The organism is Micromonospora sp. WMMD734, assembly GCF_049178975.1.
Classification (GTDB): domain Bacteria; phylum Actinomycetota; class Actinomycetes; order Mycobacteriales; family Micromonosporaceae; genus Micromonospora; species Micromonospora wenchangensis.
Genome location: NZ_JBMHMK010000001.1, coordinates 4,499,656 through 4,516,565 on the forward strand (window position 1 = coordinate 4,499,656; position 16,910 = coordinate 4,516,565).

A 16,910-nucleotide genomic window follows, 5' to 3' on the forward strand; every position below is an offset into this window, starting at 1 on the left:
CACCGACCAACTGTGCTGTCACCGCCATGCCTGGCACCATAGCCTGCACCCGGTGCGGTGGCTAAGGTCTGACCGACAGGTGATCGAGGGCGGTCGAGGGAGGATCGATGGGTCCGACGGCGGACATCGCGGTGATCGGCGGTTCGGGGCTGTACGCGCTCCTCGACGACGCCACGGAACACCAGGTCGAGACCCCGTACGGCACCCCCTCTGACGTGCTCACCATCGCCACCGTGGGCGGCCGTTCGGTGGCGTTTCTGCCCCGGCACGGGCGTGATCACCGCCACCCCCCGCACCTGATTCCGTACCGGGCGAACCTGTGGGCACTGCGCACGTTGGGAGTACGCCAGGTGCTCGCCCCCTGCGCCGTCGGCGGGCTGCGCCCCGAGTTGGGCCCCGGCACGTTCGTGGTGCCCGACCAGCTCATCGACCGCACCAGCGGCCGGGTGCAGACCTACTACGACCAGGGCGCGGTGCACGTGACGTTCGGTGACCCGTACTGCCCGGTGGGGCGGCGTACCCTGCTCGACGCGGCGGCCGGGCGCGACGTGCCGGCGGTCGACGGCGGCACGGTGGTGGTGGTCGAGGGGCCGCGCTTCTCCACCCGTGCGGAATCCCGCTGGTACGCCGCGATGGGCGGCACGGTGGTCAACATGACCGGCCACCCGGAGGCGGTGCTCGCCCGCGAGCTGGCCCTCTGTTACACCTCCATCGCGCTGGTCACCGACCTGGACGCCGGGGTGGAGGCGGGCGACTCGGTCACCCAGGAGGAGGTGTTCCGGGTCTTCGGCGAGAACACCGACCGGCTGCGGGGCGTACTGCTGGACGCGGTGGCCGCCCTGCCCACCGACCGCGACTGCCCCTGCGGGCACGCGCTGGACGGCATCCGGACCCCGTTCCCCCTCCCCTGACCTGTCGCCGCACGGCCCGGACGTGCTCCCGGCAGCCCCCGGACAGGGCAATAGCCGGCAAAGCGCGCGGAGCGCCGCCTGCCACCCGATAGATTCGGCAGGTCAGGGACCCGGTCCCGGCGGACACCGGCGGGTCGGGGACGCGGAGGTGGAGGGCGATGGCGACCGTCCGGGAGACCACCTACGATCTGCTCCGCGCCCTCGGCCTGACCACGGTCTTCGGCAACCCCGGCTCGACCGAGGAGCCGTTCCTCCAGGACTTCCCGGCCGACTTCCACTACGTGCACGCCCTGCACGAGGCGTCGGCGGTCGCCATGGCCGACGGCTACGCCCAGGCCACCGGCCGGCCGGCGCACGTCAACCTGCACACCGCCCCGGGCACCGGCAACGGCATGGGCAACCTGGTCACCGCCTGGCACAACCGGACACCGCTGATCGTCTCCGCCGGGCAGCAGAGCCGGGAGATGCTGCTGATGGAGCCCCGGCTGGCCAACCGGCACCCCACCGAGCTGCCCCAGCCGTACGTGAAGTGGAGCCACGAGCCGGTGCGGGCGCAGGACGTCCCGGCGGCGTTCATGCGGGCGTACGCCACGGCGGCGCAACCACCGAGCGGCCCGGTCTACCTCTCCCTGCCGTTGGACGACTGGCACCAGCCGGCGGACCCACCACCGCAGGTGCGGACGGTGGCCACCCGGTTCGCCCCCGACCCGCGTCGGCTGCGGGAGTTCGCCGCGTTGCTGGCCGCCAGCCGCAACCCGGTGCTGGTGCTCGGCGCCGCGGTGGACCGGGCCACCGCCTGGCCGGTGGCGGCGGCGGTGGCCGAGCGGCTCGCCGCGCCGGTCTGGTCAGCACCGGCACCGGAGCGGGCCGCGTTCCCGGAGCACCACCCGCACTACCGGGGGGTGCTGCCGTACGCGATCGCCCCGCTGGCCGAGAAACTCACCGGGCACGACGTGGTGCTGGTGGTCGGCGCGCCGGTGTTCCGCTACTACCCGCACGTGCCCGGCGACCACCTGCCGCCCGGGGCTCGGCTGCTGCACGTCACCGACGACCCGGACGAGGCCGCACGGGCCCCGGTGGGCGACAGCCTGCTCGGTGACGCCGGGCTGACCCTGGCCGCGCTGCTGGACCTGCTGCCCGCTGCCGACCGGCCGACGCCGCCGCCCCGCCCGACGCCGGAACCGCCGGGCACCGACGACCCGCCCGACGCGGACGCGCTCTTCGCCGCGCTGGCCGCCTGCTGGCCCGCCGACGGGGTGCTGGTGCAGGAGTCGCCGTCGAACCTCGCGGCGTTGCGGCGTCGACTCCCGGTGACCCGCCCGGCGTCGTACTTCACCATGGCCAGCGGAGGGCTCGGCTACGGGCTGCCCGCCGCCGTCGGTATCGCCCTCGCCGAGCGGGACACCGGGCGGGGTCGGCCGGTGGTCGCGGTGATCGGGGACGGTTCCTTCCACTACTCGGTGCAGGCGTTGTGGACCGCCGCGCAGCTGCGGCTGCCGGTGGTCGTGCTGGTCCCGGTGAACCAGCAGTACGCCATCCTCAAGGCGTTCGCCGAGCTGAAGTCCACCCCGGGCGTGCCCGGACTGGACCTGCCGGGCCTGGACCTCACCGCCATCGCCCGGGGCTACGGCTGCGCCACCCGCGTCGTCGACGCGCTGCCCGACCTGGCCGACGCGCTCACCGGGGCGCTACGTGCCGACGGCCCCACGGTGCTCCCCACACCGATCAGCACCGCCATCCCCACCCTCCTCTGACAGTGAAGCTGGCCGCACCCCGCTCACTGTTCCCCCGCTCGCTTGTCCGCGTTGATCAAGAGGTTTGCGTCACGTCGGTCGATCAGGATGACGCAAACCTCTTGATCAACGCGAGCGTGCGACGTTCGGACGGGAAGCCCGGAGCGGGTCAGTGGGCGGTCAGGGTGAGCACCCGGCCGGTGGCGACGTCGAGCACCGGCCGTTTCCCGAGCGGGGCCGCCAACGTCACGGTGACCGGTTTGAACACCGCCAGGTCGATGCACTCGCCGGTGCCCCGGACCACCCCGCCGCCGACCACCACCACCTCGTCGCTCTCCCACACCAGGGCGGCGGGTCCACTGTCGCAGGCGCCCAGGCCGACCGCGTACGTCAGTCGCGCGCCATCGACCCGGCGGAGCTGGTCGGCACCGGCCACCCCGTCCGGCAGGGGCCGGTCCGGGGCCGCCGGACCGGGTGCGGCGGTTACCGCCCGGGGCGCCACCGCCAGGCGGGCCACCGGGCTGGTCAGCTCCGCCACGGTGAAGATCCAGGCCGGTACGGCGGCGACCCCCCGACTGGTACGTACCTCGGCGGTGCCCAGGGTGACCCCGGTGACCGTGAGCGGAATGCAGGCAGCCTGGGTCGCGACGGGATCGTCCGGCCGGGTGCCGGCTGTCGGTTCGGGGGGTCGTGGTCCCCGGGGTCGCCCCTCGCACGGCGGCGGGTCCCCCTGGTCGAGCTGCCGGTACGCCTCGGCGGCGCTGATCAGCGGGACGGTCAGGGCACCGTCGGGGAAGCGGATCGCTCCGTCGGCGGGCACGTCGGTCGGCAGCACGATCTGGTCCCGGTACCAGCCGGCACGAAAGGCCGCCTCGGTGCCGGCGTCGAAGCCGGGCTGACCCATCAGCACCGTAGCGTCCTGCAACGGCAGGTATCCGCTCGACCACCCGGGACCGGGCCGCCAGGCCCCGGCGACCTCCACGGCCCTCCCGTCGAACACCTTCCGCTGCTTCCCCGGCTCACCATCCACCGCACCACCGGACACCACACCACCGGGCACCGCGCCACCGGGCACCGACCCGGCTGCCGCACACCCACCCACCGCCACCACGAGCCCCAACCCCCACGCCAGCCCTACGAGTCGCCGCATCCCCCTGAGACGCCCACCCACCCCTCCCGGTTCCCTCCCCTCCCAGCACCACGCCCCGCCCCGCCCACCGCGCCCGCCTCGTTGATCGAGACCATCTCCCCGGGCCCGCCCCGGTGATCAAGAGGTCTGCGTCAAGTTGATCTCCAATTCTGACGCAAACCTCTTGATCACCACGCGCCACCCGTCAAGGCCGGGTGATCAAGAGGTTTGCGTCACCCGCCGCGCCGGGTCTGACGCAAACCTCTTGATCAACAAGGCAAGGCGCGGGCGGAGCAAGGCGGGGCGGAGCACGGCGGGGCGGAGCACGGCAAGGCGGGGCAAGGCGTGCCGGGAGGGGGAACAGTGATGCGCCCCGGTCCTTGGGGACCGGGGCGCATCATCGAGGTGGTGGAGGTGCCGGGAATCGAACCCGGGTCCTTCGCCGGTTTGTCAGGGCTTCTCCGAGCGCAGCTCGCTATGCCTCTACTCGGCCCCACCGCTCACGCGAGCAAGTTGGTGTGACGGGCCCAGTCGCTGATTGATCTCGCCGCACGGACCCCGCGACCGGGTCCGATTGGCCAGCCTTCTAGCTGATGCCGGCTAACTGGGACGAAGGCGTTCCCAGGCCGACAGACTCACTACTCGCCTCAGGCGGCGAGAGCGAAGTCAGCGCGATTTTGCTTGGCGCTTATTGGTTTCCGACGACCGATTCTCGAGACGACGTCGGCTTCCTCGGCTCGCTTCCCCTGTCGCTGCGTACGAAGTCGAAACCAGTCACCCCCTCGACGGGCCGCCGGTTGTGGCGGCACTGACCAGACTAACGCCTGCCGCAACGGGTTTCATCCCGAGCCCCGGTCCGGCCCGTCGAGCCGGACAAAGGGGATGAATCAGTCGTCCATTCCCTTGCCACGCCGACCCGACACCCGGGCGATCTCCCGGTCGGCGTCCCGCTTGGCGAGGTCCTGCCGCTTGTCGTACGACTTCTTGCCCTTGGCCAGGGCGATCTCGACCTTGGCCCAGCCGTCGGAGAAGTAGACCTGCAACGGGACCATGGTCAGGCCCCCCTCGCGGGTCTTGCCGATCAACTTGTCGATCTCCATCCGCTTCAGCAGCAGCTTGCGGGTACGCCGGGGCTCGTGGTTGGTCCAGGTGCCCTGGGTGTACTCCGGGATGTGCATGCCGTGCAGGAACAGCTCACCGTCACGTTCCTGGGCGAACGCGTCGACCAGCGAGGCCCGCCCGGCGCGCAGCGACTTGACCTCGGTGCCGGTCAACGCCATGCCCGCCTCGTACGTGTCGAGGATGGCGTAGTCGTGGCGGGCCTTCCGGTTGGAGGCGACCACCTTGCGACCCTTTTCCCGTGGCATCCGGCGCCACCTCCCTTCCACTACGCGCACCGACCACCCGGCCGGTGAGCGGGGATCATGCTACCCGAACGATAAGGACCCTCCCGCGCCGTTTCTTCCCGGCCCGGGAGGGTCCTTGTCGGAGAGCCCTGCGGTGACCAGAGCCGCAGGCACAAGCGTGACTAGACCCGCAGGTAGAAGCGGAGCGTGACCCAGGCGGTTGCAGCGCTGATCAGGCCACCGACGCCGGCCATCAGCGGGAACATCAGGAAGATGTCCGACCACTGGACCGGCGAGAGCAGCCCCTCCAACGCCTTCAACGAGCCACTGAACAGCAGTTGCTTCGCCCCGATCAGCGCGATCAGGCCCAGCAACGAGCCGATCAGGCCGGCGACCACCGCCTCCAGCACGAACGGCGCCTGGATGAACCAGTTCGACGCGCCGACCAGCTTCATGACCGCGACCTCACGCCGCTTGCTGTACGCGGCCACCTGGATGGTGTTCGCGACCAGCAGCAGCGCGGCGATCGCCATCACCACCGCGGCGGCCAGCGCGATGTTCTGGATCGCGGTGAGCACGTTGAAGATCTTGTCCAGCAGCCGGCTCTGGTCGACGATCACGTCGACCCCCTCGGTGCCCTGGTACTGGTCGTAGATGTTCTTGTACTGCTCCGGGTTGACCAGCTTCAGCCGGAACGACTCGGGCAGCAGGTCCGGCTTCACGGCGTTCACCAGGTCGGGCGCGTCCTGGTACATCTCCTTGAAGGTCTTGTACGCCTCATCCTTGTTGACGTAGAGGACCTCCTTGACCAGGGGATCGCTCTTCAGCTTGGCGTCGAGGTCGGTGCGCTGCTGCTCGGTGACGTCGGTCTTCAGGAAGATCGAGACTTCGACGTTCTTGTAGTAGAGGTCCTTCATGTCGCCGACCTGTTTGTACATCAGGCCACTGGCGCCGAGCATGGTCAGCGAGACCGCCATCGTGATGATCATCGCGACGGTCATGGTGACGTTGCGCCACAGTCCGACCAGTACCTCGGACAGGACATACTTCATCCGCATCGGGTGTTCCTCCGGCTCTCCGGCGTGAGGTGTTCGTCGTCAGGTCGTACGGCAGGGGTGGAGCGCCGGCTCACCCGTAGACGCCGCGGGCCTGGTCGCGCACGATGCGGCCGCTTTCGATCTCGACGACGCGACGGCGCATCTGGTTCACGATGTTGGAGTCGTGTGTGACCATCACGACGGTCGTGCCGGTGCGGTTGATCCGGTCCAGCAAACGCATGATCTCGATCGAGGTGTCCGGGTCCAGGTTTCCGGTCGGCTCGTCCGCCAGCAGGATCAGCGGGCGGTTCACGAACGCCCGCGCCACCGCGACCCGCTGCTGCTCGCCACCGGACAGCTCGTGCGGGTACCGGTGCTCCTTGCCACCGAGGCCGACCAGCTCCAACACCTCGGGCACGACCCGGCGGGCCACCGCCTTGGTCTTGCCGATCACCTCCAGGGCGAACGCCACGTTCTCGTAGGCGGTGCGGTTCGGCAGCAGCCGGAAGTCCTGGAAGACGCAGCCGATGGAGCGCCGGAAGTGGGGTCGCTTCCAGGAGCGCATCGACGTGACGTCCTTGCCGTTGACGATGACCCGGCCCTTGTTGGGGGCGACCTCGTGCAGCAGCATCTTGATGATCGTGGACTTGCCGGAGCCGGATGGCCCGATGAAGAAGACGAACTCGCCCTTCTCGATCGAGACGGACACGTTGTCGAGCGAAGGCCGGGACGCCTTCGGGTACGTCTTCGTCACTTGCTCAAGCTGAATCACGGGTCGTGAGTCTACGCGGTGTAACCGCAGAGCCAAGTGGCACGCCCCGCCGATGCGGGGCGCGTCATCGATTCGCCCGGTCAACCCGGGATCGACGACGCGCCCCGTTCACGCTCGATCACGCAGCGTCGTTGGCGAGCTGCTGCTGCTTGCGCCAGCGGATGCCGGCTTCGATGAAGCTGTCCAGCTCGCCGTCGAAGACCGAGGACGGATTGCCGGTCTCCTGCTCGGTTCGCAGATCCTTCACCATCTGATAAGGATGCAGGACGTACGAGCGCATCTGGTCGCCCCAGGAGCTGGTGCTGCCGGTCTTCAGGCCGGCCAGCTTCGCCTCCTCCTCCTGCCGCTTGCGCTCCAGCAACCGGGACTGGAGCACCCGCATCGCGGAGGCCTTGTTCTGCAGCTGGGACTTTTCGTTCTGGCAGGTCACCACGATGCCGGTGGGGATGTGGGTGAGCCGCACCGCCGAGTCGGTGGTGTTGACGCTCTGCCCACCCGGCCCGGAGGACCGGTAGACGTCCACCCGGACCTCGTTCTCCGGGATGTCGATGTGGTCGGTCTGCTCGGTGACCGGCAGCACCTCCACCCCGGCGAAGCTGGTCTGCCGGCGACCCTGGTTGTCGAACGGGCTGATCCGGACCAGCCGGTGGGTGCCCGACTCGACGCTGAGCGTGCCGTAGGCGTACGGCACCTTGACGGTGAAGGTGGCCGACTTGAGGCCGGCCTCCTCGGCGTACGAGGTCTCGTAGACCTCCGTCGGGTAGCCGTGCCGTTCCGCCCAGCGCAGGTACATCCGCAGCAGCATCTCGGCGAAGTCGGCCGCGTCCACCCCACCGGCACCCGCCCGGATGGCGACCAGCGCCTCCCGGGAGTCGTACTCGCCGGAGAGCAGGGTGCGGACCTCCATCTCCTGGATGGCCTTGGTCAGCGTGGCGATCTCGGACTCGACCTCGCCCAGCGCCCCGGAGTCGGCCTCGTCCTCGGCCAACTCCAGCAGCACCCGGGCGTCGTCGAGCCCGGACCGCAGGCTGCCCAGCTTGCTGATCTCGCCGTTGACGTACGACAACTGCGAGGTCACCTGCTGTGCCTTGGCCTGGTCGTCCCAGAGGTCCGGCGCGGACGCCTGCTCCTCCAGCCGGGCCTTCTCCTCCCGCAGACGGTCGAGGTCGAGCACCGCCTCGATGTTGCGCAGGGTCGCGTCGAGTTCCTTGAGCTGTTCGGCGTAATCGGCAGCGGTCACGACAGACAAGGGTACTGTGCGTACGGCGGTCCGCTCACGTCACACCACCTACCAGGGCCGATGATCAACCGACCGGGGCGGTCTTGAGCCAGGACAGCGCGGCCTTGTGGTAGGCGACGGCGAACTCCAGCGCGCTGGCGTCGTACTCGTCGCCCTCCTTCTTGGCGGTCTTGACCTGTTCGCGGACGTACGCGAGGGCCTCGGTGTGGTATTCGTTGGCCGAGGCGTAGAGGTTCTTGAGCTGGCTGGCCGAGTGCAGGTTGCCGAACGCGATCCGCAGGGCGATCGGGTTGCGGATGGTGTCCCGACCGGGATTCTCCGCCAGCCAGCGGGAGAAGGTCCGCTTGCCGGCCGCGGTTATCGCGTAGGGTTGACTCATCCGCGGCCCGGGCTTGCCCAGCCGCACAAAACCACGCTCAGCCAGCACCGGCAACTCACGGTAGACCTGGCTGCGTGTCATCGACCAGTACGGCGCCAGTCGGCGCTCAGCGGCGGCCATCAGTTGGCCACCTGTCATCGGCCCCTCGTGCAACAGACCCAGCAGGGCCGCCGCGGTGGGGTTGACTCCGGAATCCGCCATGCCGTCTAAGCTGCCACTTTGCCGTCCCGGCGTCCAGGATTTCCGGATTTGCCACCCGGGAGGATTTCCAATGTGCACTGTCGGCCGACGACAGTGCTCCCAGGACCACCCCCGACCGCCGCCCCGCCGACCGCGCAGGGCGTGCCGGCCCGTCGCCGGGGTCGGGCGGGCCCGGCCGGCGGGGACGTCGTCGCACGCCACCGCCGGCCGTCGCCGGTTCAGCCCATGTGCGGGTACGTGTGGTCGGTCGGCGGCACGAACGTCTCCTTGATGGTCCGGGGGGACATCCAGCGGACCAGGTTGTGCCACGAACCGGCCTTGTCGTTGGTGCCGCTGGCCCGAGCGCCCCCGAACGGCTGCTGCCCGACCACCGCCCCGGTCGGCTTGTCGTTGATGTAGAAGTTGCCTGCCGCGTACCGCATCTTCTCGGCCACCGCGTCGATCACCTGGCGGTCGGTGGCGAAGACCGACCCGGTCAGCGCGTACGGCGCGATCGACTCGGCCTGGGCGACCACGTCGTCGAAGCGGGCGTCGTCGAAGACGTGCACGCCGAGGATCGGCCCGAAGTACTCCGTGGTGAACGTCTCGTGGGCGAGGTCGGAGCACTCGAACAGGGTCGGCCTGACGAACCACCCGACCGTGTCGTCGGCGGTGCCCCCGGCCAGCACCCGGCAGCTGTCGTCCCCGGCGATCAGCTCCAGCGCGGCGGTGTGCCTGTCGAACGCGCGGGCGTCGATCACCGCGCCGCCGAAGTTGGCGAAATCGGTCACGTCGCCGTAGGTCAACGCGTCGGCGGTGGCGGCCAGCCGGTCGCGCAGCCCGCCTGACCACAACGACCGGGGCACGTAGGCCCGCGAGGCGGCCGAGCACTTCTGACCCTGGTATTCGTAGGCGCCCCGGATCAGCGCGGTGTGCAGGGCGTCGACGTCGGCGCTGGGGTGCGCGACGACGAAGTCCTTGCCGCCGGTCTCGCCGACCAGCCGGGGGTAGCCCCGGTAGGAGGCGATGTTCTCGCCGACCGTGCGCCACAGCTGCTGGAAGACCTTGGTGGAGCCGGTGAAGTGGATGCCGGCCAGGTCGGGGTCGGCGAGCACCACGTCGGAGACCTCCTCGCCCCGCCCGGTGACCATGTTGATCACGCCGGGGGGCAGGCCGGCCGCCTCGAACAGCCGCATGGTGAAGTGCGCCGCGAACTGCTGGGTGGGGCCCGGCTTCCAGACCACGGTGTTGCCGAGCAGGGCCGGCGCGGACGGCAGGTTGCCGGCGATCGCGGTGAAGTTGAACGGGGTCACCGCGTAGACGAAGCCCTCCAGCGGGCGGTGGTCGAACCGGTTCCACACCCCCGGCGACGAGTTCGGCTGGGCCGCCAGCAGCTCCCTGGCGAAGTGCACGTTGAACCGCAGGAAGTCGATGAACTCGCAGGCCGCGTCGATCTCGGCCTGGACGGCGGTCTTGGACTGACCCAGCATGGTGGCCGCGTTGAGGGTGTCCCGCCACGGGCCGGCCAGCAGCTCGGCGGCGCGCAGGAAGACCGCGGCCCGCTCCTCGAACGGCAACGCCCGCCACATCGGCGCGGCGTCCTTGGCGGCCCGTACGGCGGCGCGGGCGTCGTCGTGGGTGGCGTGACCGGTGACCCCGAGCACGTGCGCGTGCCGGTGCGGCTGGACCACGTCGATCGGGTCACCGCCGGCCATCCGCTGTTCACCGGCGATGGTCATCGGCAGGTCGATCCGGTCGGCGGCCAGCTCGGTCAGCCGCCGCTCCAGCCGCTCCCGGTCGGCGCTGCCCGGCTCGTAGGTGCGTACCGGCTCGTTGCGCGGCTCGGGTACGGAGAACACGGCGTCCATCACAGGCTCCTGGGCGATCTCGACAGCGGCGGCGAAATCGGACCCGCGGGCACCGACCGGACGGCCGGACGCCGGACACCGCGCGGGTAGCTGTTCGCGGCGGCGGGACCTCAGGCGATTCTCCCACGCCCGGCTCGCGGGCCTCACGCCCCGCCCGCTCCGCACCGTGGATCACGAGGCGGACACCCCCCGTACGGCGACGATTCCCCACCGAAAGCGCGATCCGGACGAAGAAAAGCAGGGAGACCGACCCGGTCGGCCGCCCCGGCACGCCCGGGCGTCGGTGCCGGCGGTGCCGCGCCCCGGGCCGGCCAGGGCCCTCCACGCCCAGCCCGGGGCGGTCCGGCCCGCCCGCGTACGCTGGTTCGCGCGAGGGCCCGCCCCGGTGCCGGGGTGGCGCCGTGTCGAAGGGGAGACGATGAGCAACCAGCCCGGCAGCCCGACGGCCGAGTCCATCGACCGGTCGCCGCAGGAGCCGGCCGGGCGCACCGGCTACGCCCCGGGCACGCCCGTGCTGGCGGTGCTGGCCCTCGGCTGGCTGGCGGCGATGCTCTGGTCCACCCGGGAGGCGATCCACTCGGCGGCGGTCGGCCTCACCGCGATCACGCTGTCCGCGTTCGCCCTGCCCGGGGTGATCTCCGCCGCCCTGGTCGCCGGGGCTGCCGTCGCGCTGGCCGCGAGCGAGTTGGCCGCCCGCCGGCTCGGCGACCGGGCCGCGCTGCGCTTCGCCGCGGCGATCGGGGCCGGCATGCTGGTCGGGCTGGGCACCGCGCTGGCGATCAACCTGACGTACGCCGACAACGCCACCACCAACACCATCGCCGGCACCAGCGCGGCGGCGGCAGTCATCGGTGGCGCGCTCGCGGGCGCGCGTACCCCGGGCCCGGTCGGCGCGGTGGTCACCGCCGCCCTCGGCACGCTGCTGTTCGTGGTGCTGTTCAGCCAGGCCCGGGACCCGCTGTTCGACCTGTTCGGCGCGGGAGACTCCCAGGCGTCGCTGGTCGGCGCGGCGAAGTGGGTCTCCCGCACCGAGTCGCTGCTCGGCGGGCTGGTGGCCGGGCTGCTCGCCTTCGGCTATCTCACCTGGGCCCGCCGCCGGGCCGTCCGGCACGCCCCCGACGCCACCGCCCCGCGCTGGCCCGCCTATCTGCTCGCCGGGGCCGGGCCCGGCCTGTTCCTGCTGCTCACCGAGGTGATCATCCGGATCGGCGGGCGGACCCTGCTGGATCTGGCCGGCGCGCTGAGCGAGGCGGACGCGGTGGCCCAGACCAGCATGGGCACCTCGCGGATCGACAACGGCATCTGGGTGCTCTTCGTGGGCGCGTTGACCACGGTCGTCCTCTTCGGCCGCACCCTCGGCCCGGCCCCGCGCGACGACGACCCGCAGGACCCTGCCGAGTCCTGACCCGGCCCCGCCCCGGTCAGGACGCGGTTCGCAGCAGCAGCTCCCACTCGGAGGGGTCGTACCACTCCAGCTCGTGGTCCTCGACCCCGTCGACCGTGAACTGGGCATCCGGGTCACCGGCCAGCGCCTCGACCACCACGTCCACGGCGGCGGCCACGTCCCCGACCGCCTCGGCCCCGTCCACGTGCAGCGCGGCCACCGCCGACGCCGGCAGCGGCCCGTCGAGGTCCACCCCGCTGGAGCCCAGCTCACCGTCACCCCGGCCGACGGCCCCGGCGGGCAGGTCCACCGACACCACGACCCGGCGGCGGGGCGCGTCGGCGTCCTCCCGCAGCAGTTGCAGGGCGTCCTGGGCGGCCCGGGTGAAGGCGACGTACTCCAGTTCCTCCTCGTCGCCCTCGGCGTACCACTCGCGCAGGGCGGGGGTGACCGCGTGGCCGCCGCTGGCCGGCAGCCCCCGCTCCCGCAGCAGGGCCAGCATCGGCACGGTCGCCGGCACGTACACCCGGACCAGCTCGTCGCCCACCGTCGTCTCCCCTGGTCGTCTCCGCCCACCGGGACGGCGGGTGGCCGCCCCGAACGTCGATCATGCCGTACGTCCCGACCGTCATACACCGCGCACCGCCCCGGGGGAAGCCGCCGCACCGGTCGGACACGCGGTGCTGGGCGGGGAAGGCTGTCGGTGGCAAACTGGGCCGAACGACGCCAAGCCGAGGGGTTTCCGTGGAGCCGAGGTTTCTCCTGCTCTCCGACGTGGCCGCCGAGCTGAACGTGTCGGACTCGCAGGTCTACCACATGGTACGCAGCGGCGAGCTGCCCGCCATCAAGATCGGTGGACGGGGGCAGTGGCGGGTGGAGCGGGCCCGGCTGGAGGAGTACATCCAGCTCAAGTACGCCGAAACCGCCGAGTGGGTACGCGGCAACCCGCTCACCGACCGCGACCCGGAGTGACCGGGCCATCCCGCTGAGCCATTGACCCTGGGTGTTGCCGTGTCCGACAATCGACGCTGTCGGAAGCAAACGAAGGCAAACGCAGAGAACGAGGGGGCAACGATGGCCGACTCCCGACGTCCGGGGCCGACCCGGCCGCCGATCCGGTTACGCCCGGCCCCCGTCGCCGACCCGCCCTACGTCGACGAGGCGCCGGATCTCTGGCCCCGGCCACCCGGCCAGCTCGCCCTCGACCTGTTCGGCACCGGTCGGCCCGCCGCCGGCCGACCCGCCGGCCGCCGACCCGATCCACGGCCCCGCCCCGGGCACCCGGCCGCCCCACCCCTGCCGCCGCCCGCCACCAGCACCCCCGAGGCGAACCGGGCCGCCCACCGGTTCGTCGGCACCTGCCTGGAGATCCTCAACGGCTACCGGCCACCCGGCCAGATCCGGGCCCTGGTCGAGCCGGGGCGCACCGTCGAGGTGACCGAGCAGATCGCCCGTGCCGCCGCCCGTACCCCGCCAGTCCGGCGACGCTCCACCCGGCCCGCCGTCCACCTGCTCCGGCTGCGGGTGTGCCAGCCGCGCCCGGCAGCGGTCGAGGTGGCCGCCGTGGTCACCGGCGGCGGCCGGAGCTGGGCGATGGCCCTGCGCCTCGAACACCGTCGCGGCACCTGGCTCTGCACCGCCCTCCAGGTCATCTGACCCACCCGACCCGGCTCGGGTGGGGCTACCCAGCCGTGTTGATCAAGAGGTTTGAGTCAGCTTTGACGATCGAACTGACGCAAACCTCTTGATCACCGGGCAGAAGCGGGTGGGGGCAGCCGGGGAGAGAGACGGGGACGCCCTCCCGCTCTGTCGAGCGGGAGGGCGTCCCCGGCACAGGTTGCGGTGAGGTGTCAGGCGCCGCCGTTGGGGGCACCGTGGCAGCGCTTGTACTTACGGCCGGAACCGCACGGGCAGGGGGCGTTGCGCGACGGGCCACCCTCGGCGGCCCGGTCGACCGGGCCGGTGTTCCGCCTGGCGGTGCTGGCTGCGGCGGCCTGACCGCTCGCCCCGGCGGCAGCCGGCCGACGCGACCCGCCGGCGGCCGGTCGGGCCTGCGACGGAGCCTGCGGCTGCCCACCCCCGATGCCGAGCGCCGGCGCGGACGGCTCGGGCTCGGGCCGCTCCACGGCCACCGCACCGGCACCCGCCTCACCGTCGATCGTGGGGGCGGAGTATTGCAGCCCCTGCTGCTGCGGCGCACGGTTGAGGCCCTTGGCGCGGATCTCGACCGGCTTCTCCAGCAGCTGGACCTCCTCGGCCTCCGGCTCCGGCTCCTGGACCTGCACGTCCAGGTTGTAGAGGAAGCCGACCGTCTCCTCCTTGATGCCCTCCATCATGGTGGCGAACATGTCGAAGCCCTCGCGCTGGTACTCGATGACCGGGTCGCGCTGGGCGTACGCCCGCAGGCTGATGCCCTCCTGGAGGTAGTCCATCTCGTAGAGGTGCTCACGCCACTTGCGGTCGATGACCTGGAGCAGCACCATCCGCTCCAACTGGCGGGTGGCCTCCTCGCCGAGGCTCTCCTCGCGCCGGTCGTACGCGGCGTTCGCGTCCTCCCGGAGGCGGGCGAGCAGGAAGTCCTGGTCGAGGCCGGCCCGGGAACCGACCTCCTCCTCCAGCTCCTCGACGGTGACACCCACCGGGTAGAGCTGCTTGAGGCTGGCCCAGAGCTGGTCGAGATCCCAGTCCTCGGCGTAACCGTCGCTGGTGGCCCCCACCACGTACGCGCCGACGGTGTCGTCGATCATGTTGCGGACCTGGTCGGAGAGGTCCTCGCCGTTGAGCACCCGCAGCCGCTCGGCGTAGATCACCTGGCGCTGCTTGTTGAGCACCTCGTCGTACTTGAGGACGTTCTTGCGGATCTCGGCGTTCTGGCCCTCGATCTGGGCCTGGGCGTTCTTGATCTGCCGGGTGACCATCTTCGACTCGATGGGCACGTCCTCCGGGATGTTGAACCGCTCCATCACCGCCTCGACCGCACCGGCCCGGAACCGCTTCATCAGCTCGTCCTGGAGCGAGAGGTAGAACCGGGACTCGCCCGGGTCACCCTGCCGGCCGGCCCGACCGCGCAGCTGGTTGTCGATCCGGCGGGACTCATGCCGCTCGGTGCCGAGCACGTAGAGCCCACCGGCGGCGGCGACTTCCTCGGCCTCCGCCTCGCACGCCTGCTTCCAGGTGGGCAGGACCTCCTCCATCGCCTTGGCGTACTCGTCCTCCTGCTCGGCCGGGTCGAGGCCGCGCTGGCGCAGCTCGCTGGCGGCGAGGAACTCGGCGTTGCCGCCGAGCAGGATGTCGGTGCCGCGGCCGGCCATGTTGGTGGCGACGGTGACCGCGCCCTTGCGGCCGGCCTGGGCGACGATCTCGGCCTCGCGGGCGTGGAACTTCGCGTTCAGCACGGAGTGCGGGATGCCCCGGCGGCGCAGCAGCGTGGACAGGATCTCGGAGTTCTCCACCGAGACCGTGCCGACCAGCACCGGCTGGCCGGCCTGGTGCCGCTCGGCGATGTCCTCGATGACCGCGTTGAACTTGGCCTTCTCGGTCTTGTAGATGACGTCGGCGCGGTCCTCACGGACCATCGGCCGGTGGGTCGGGATGGTCACCACGCCGACCTTGTAGACCTTGTTGAACTCGCCCGCCTCGGTCTGGGCCGTACCGGTCATGCCGGAGAGCTTCTCGTAGAGGCGGAAGTAGTTCTGGAGGGTGATGGTGGCCAGGGTCTGGTTCTCCTGCTTGATCTCCACCCCCTCCTTGGCCTCGATCGCCTGGTGCATGCCCTCGTTGTAGCGGCGGCCGTGCAGGATGCGCCCGGTGAACTCGTCGACGATCAGGACCTCGCCGTCGCTGACGATGTAGTCCTTGTCGCGCTTGTAGAGCTCCTTGGCCTTGATCGCGTTGTTGAGGTAGCCGACCAGCGGGGTGTTCACCGACTCGTAGAGGTTGTCGATGCCGAGCCGGTCCTCCACCTTGGCCACGCCGCGCTCGGTGACCGCGATGGTGCGCTTGGCGTAGTCGACCTCGTAGTCGCCCTCGCCGTCCTTGCCGGCCTGGAGCCGGCCCACCACGGCGGCGAACTCGCCGTACCAGCGGGCGGAGTGCTCGGCGGGACCGGAGATGATCAGCGGGGTGCGGGCCTCGTCGATCAGGATCGAGTCGACCTCGTCGACCACGGCGAAGTTGTGCCCGCGCTGGACCAGCTCGTCGCGGGACCAGGCCATGTTGTCGCGCAGGTAGTCGAAGCCGAACTCGTTGTTGGTGCCGTAGGTGATGTCGCACTCGTAGGCGGCGCGGTGCTCGGCGGCCGGCCGGTTGGGCAGCACCACGCCGACGGTCAGGCCGAGGAACTCGTGCACCTGGCCCATCCAGGCGGCGTCACGCTGGGCCAGGTAGTCGTTGACCGTGACCACGTGCACGCCCTTGCCGGACAGCGCGTTGAGATAGACGGCCATGACCGAGGTCAGCGTCTTGCCCTCACCGGTCTTCATCTCGGCGATGTTGCCGAAGTGCAGGGCCGCGCCACCCATCACCTGGACGTCGTACGGCCGCTGGCCGAGCACCCGGGCGGCCGCCTCGCGCACCGTGGCGAACGCCTCGGGCAGCAGGTCGTCGAGGGTCTCACCGTCGGCGAGCCGCTCCCGGTACTGGTCGGTCAGTGACCGCAGCTCGTCGTCGGTGAGGTTGACGTAGTCGTCCTCGATCGAGTTGACGGCGGCGGCGATGGCCTTCAGCCGGCGCACCATACGGCCCTCGCCCGCGCGGAGGACCCTTTCCAGAATCGACACGGATCAACGCTCCCCTAGACAGTCTCGAACCATCGTAGGCGCTCAGTCGGCGCGATGGTCACTGGTGGCGGCGGTCCGACCCGACCAAACCGACATAACGCTCGGCTCAACCCGCCGCCCGGCGGTTATCCGGTTACGCCCACCGCGAACGAT

Annotated in this window: 14 protein-coding genes and 1 other RNA gene; 5 read left to right on the forward strand and 10 right to left on the reverse strand. The window is 71.0% G+C overall.

What is annotated here, in order from left to right:
- The first annotated feature begins 107 nt into the window (after positions 1 to 107).
- Together ACN267_RS19080 and mdlC are read left to right on the forward strand one after the other, a co-directional pair.
- Positions 108 to 911, forward strand: coding sequence for an S-methyl-5'-thioadenosine phosphorylase (locus ACN267_RS19080; RefSeq protein WP_421489288.1), 804 nt, complete (start codon positions 108 to 110; stop codon positions 909 to 911).
- 158 nt (positions 912 to 1,069) lie between these two features.
- Entirely contained in the window at positions 1,070 to 2,665 is a 1,596-nt protein-coding gene (gene mdlC, locus ACN267_RS19085) for a benzoylformate decarboxylase (protein WP_281900321.1), read from the forward strand.
- A gap of 148 nt (positions 2,666 to 2,813) precedes the next feature.
- Here mdlC and ACN267_RS19090 read toward each other — a convergent pair whose 3' ends face one another.
- From ACN267_RS19090 to pruA, 8 genes are all read right to left on the reverse strand, one after another.
- Positions 2,814 to 3,794: a hypothetical protein gene (locus tag ACN267_RS19090; protein ID WP_421489289.1), complete on the reverse strand. Its 981-nt coding sequence runs from the start codon at positions 3,792 to 3,794 to the stop codon at positions 2,814 to 2,816.
- Positions 3,795 to 4,179: 385 nt separating this feature from the next.
- Positions 4,180 to 4,555, reverse strand: a transfer-messenger RNA (tmRNA) gene (gene ssrA, locus ACN267_RS19095).
- A gap of 105 nt (positions 4,556 to 4,660) precedes the next feature.
- Entirely contained in the window at positions 4,661 to 5,140 is a 480-nt protein-coding gene (smpB, locus tag ACN267_RS19100) for an SsrA-binding protein SmpB (RefSeq protein ID WP_204927317.1), read from the reverse strand.
- Positions 5,141 to 5,301: 161 nt separating this feature from the next.
- Entirely contained in the window at positions 5,302 to 6,177 is an 876-nt protein-coding gene (gene ftsX, locus ACN267_RS19105) for a permease-like cell division protein FtsX (protein WP_204956570.1), read from the reverse strand.
- Between the two features lie 70 nt (positions 6,178 to 6,247).
- Positions 6,248 to 6,928, reverse strand: coding sequence for a cell division ATP-binding protein FtsE (gene ftsE, locus ACN267_RS19110; protein ID WP_088642977.1), 681 nt, complete (start codon positions 6,926 to 6,928; stop codon positions 6,248 to 6,250).
- Between the two features lie 118 nt (positions 6,929 to 7,046).
- A complete protein-coding gene (gene prfB / locus ACN267_RS19115) occupies positions 7,047 to 8,168 on the reverse strand; it encodes a peptide chain release factor 2 (protein WP_204956569.1) in 1,122 nt (373 codons plus the stop codon).
- A 64-nt stretch (positions 8,169 to 8,232) separates the two neighbouring features.
- On the reverse strand, positions 8,233 to 8,748 hold the full coding sequence (locus ACN267_RS19120; protein WP_067306179.1) for a PadR family transcriptional regulator: 516 nt from the start codon (positions 8,746 to 8,748) through the stop codon (positions 8,233 to 8,235).
- Between the two features lie 218 nt (positions 8,749 to 8,966).
- Positions 8,967 to 10,595: an L-glutamate gamma-semialdehyde dehydrogenase gene (pruA, locus tag ACN267_RS19125; protein WP_281900327.1), complete on the reverse strand. Its 1,629-nt coding sequence runs from the start codon at positions 10,593 to 10,595 to the stop codon at positions 8,967 to 8,969.
- Between the two features lie 418 nt (positions 10,596 to 11,013).
- Between pruA and ACN267_RS19130 the strand changes: the two genes are divergently transcribed.
- Positions 11,014 to 12,000: a hypothetical protein gene (locus ACN267_RS19130; protein WP_204956567.1), complete on the forward strand. Its 987-nt coding sequence runs from the start codon at positions 11,014 to 11,016 to the stop codon at positions 11,998 to 12,000.
- 16 nt (positions 12,001 to 12,016) lie between these two features.
- Here the strand turns inward: ACN267_RS19130 and ACN267_RS19135 are convergent, their stop codons facing one another.
- A complete protein-coding gene (locus ACN267_RS19135) occupies positions 12,017 to 12,526 on the reverse strand; it encodes a DUF6912 family protein (RefSeq protein WP_204956566.1) in 510 nt (169 codons plus the stop codon).
- Positions 12,527 to 12,723: 197 nt separating this feature from the next.
- On the opposite strand from ACN267_RS19135, the gene ACN267_RS19140 reads away from it, so the two are divergent.
- Together ACN267_RS19140 and ACN267_RS19145 are read left to right on the forward strand one after the other, a co-directional pair.
- Entirely contained in the window at positions 12,724 to 12,951 is a 228-nt protein-coding gene (locus tag ACN267_RS19140; RefSeq protein WP_067306191.1) for a helix-turn-helix domain-containing protein, read from the forward strand.
- A gap of 102 nt (positions 12,952 to 13,053) precedes the next feature.
- Positions 13,054 to 13,635 (forward strand): Rv3235 family protein, encoded by a 582-nt coding sequence (locus ACN267_RS19145; RefSeq protein WP_421489290.1) that lies wholly within the window; start codon positions 13,054 to 13,056, stop codon positions 13,633 to 13,635.
- Positions 13,636 to 13,829: 194 nt separating this feature from the next.
- Here the strand turns inward: ACN267_RS19145 and secA are convergent, their stop codons facing one another.
- Positions 13,830 to 16,757 carry a preprotein translocase subunit SecA gene (gene secA, locus ACN267_RS19150; RefSeq protein WP_281900333.1) on the reverse strand — a complete coding sequence of 976 codons (2,928 nt, stop codon included), beginning with the start codon at positions 16,755 to 16,757 and terminating at the stop codon, positions 13,830 to 13,832.
- Between the last annotated feature and the right edge of the window lie 153 nt (positions 16,758 to 16,910).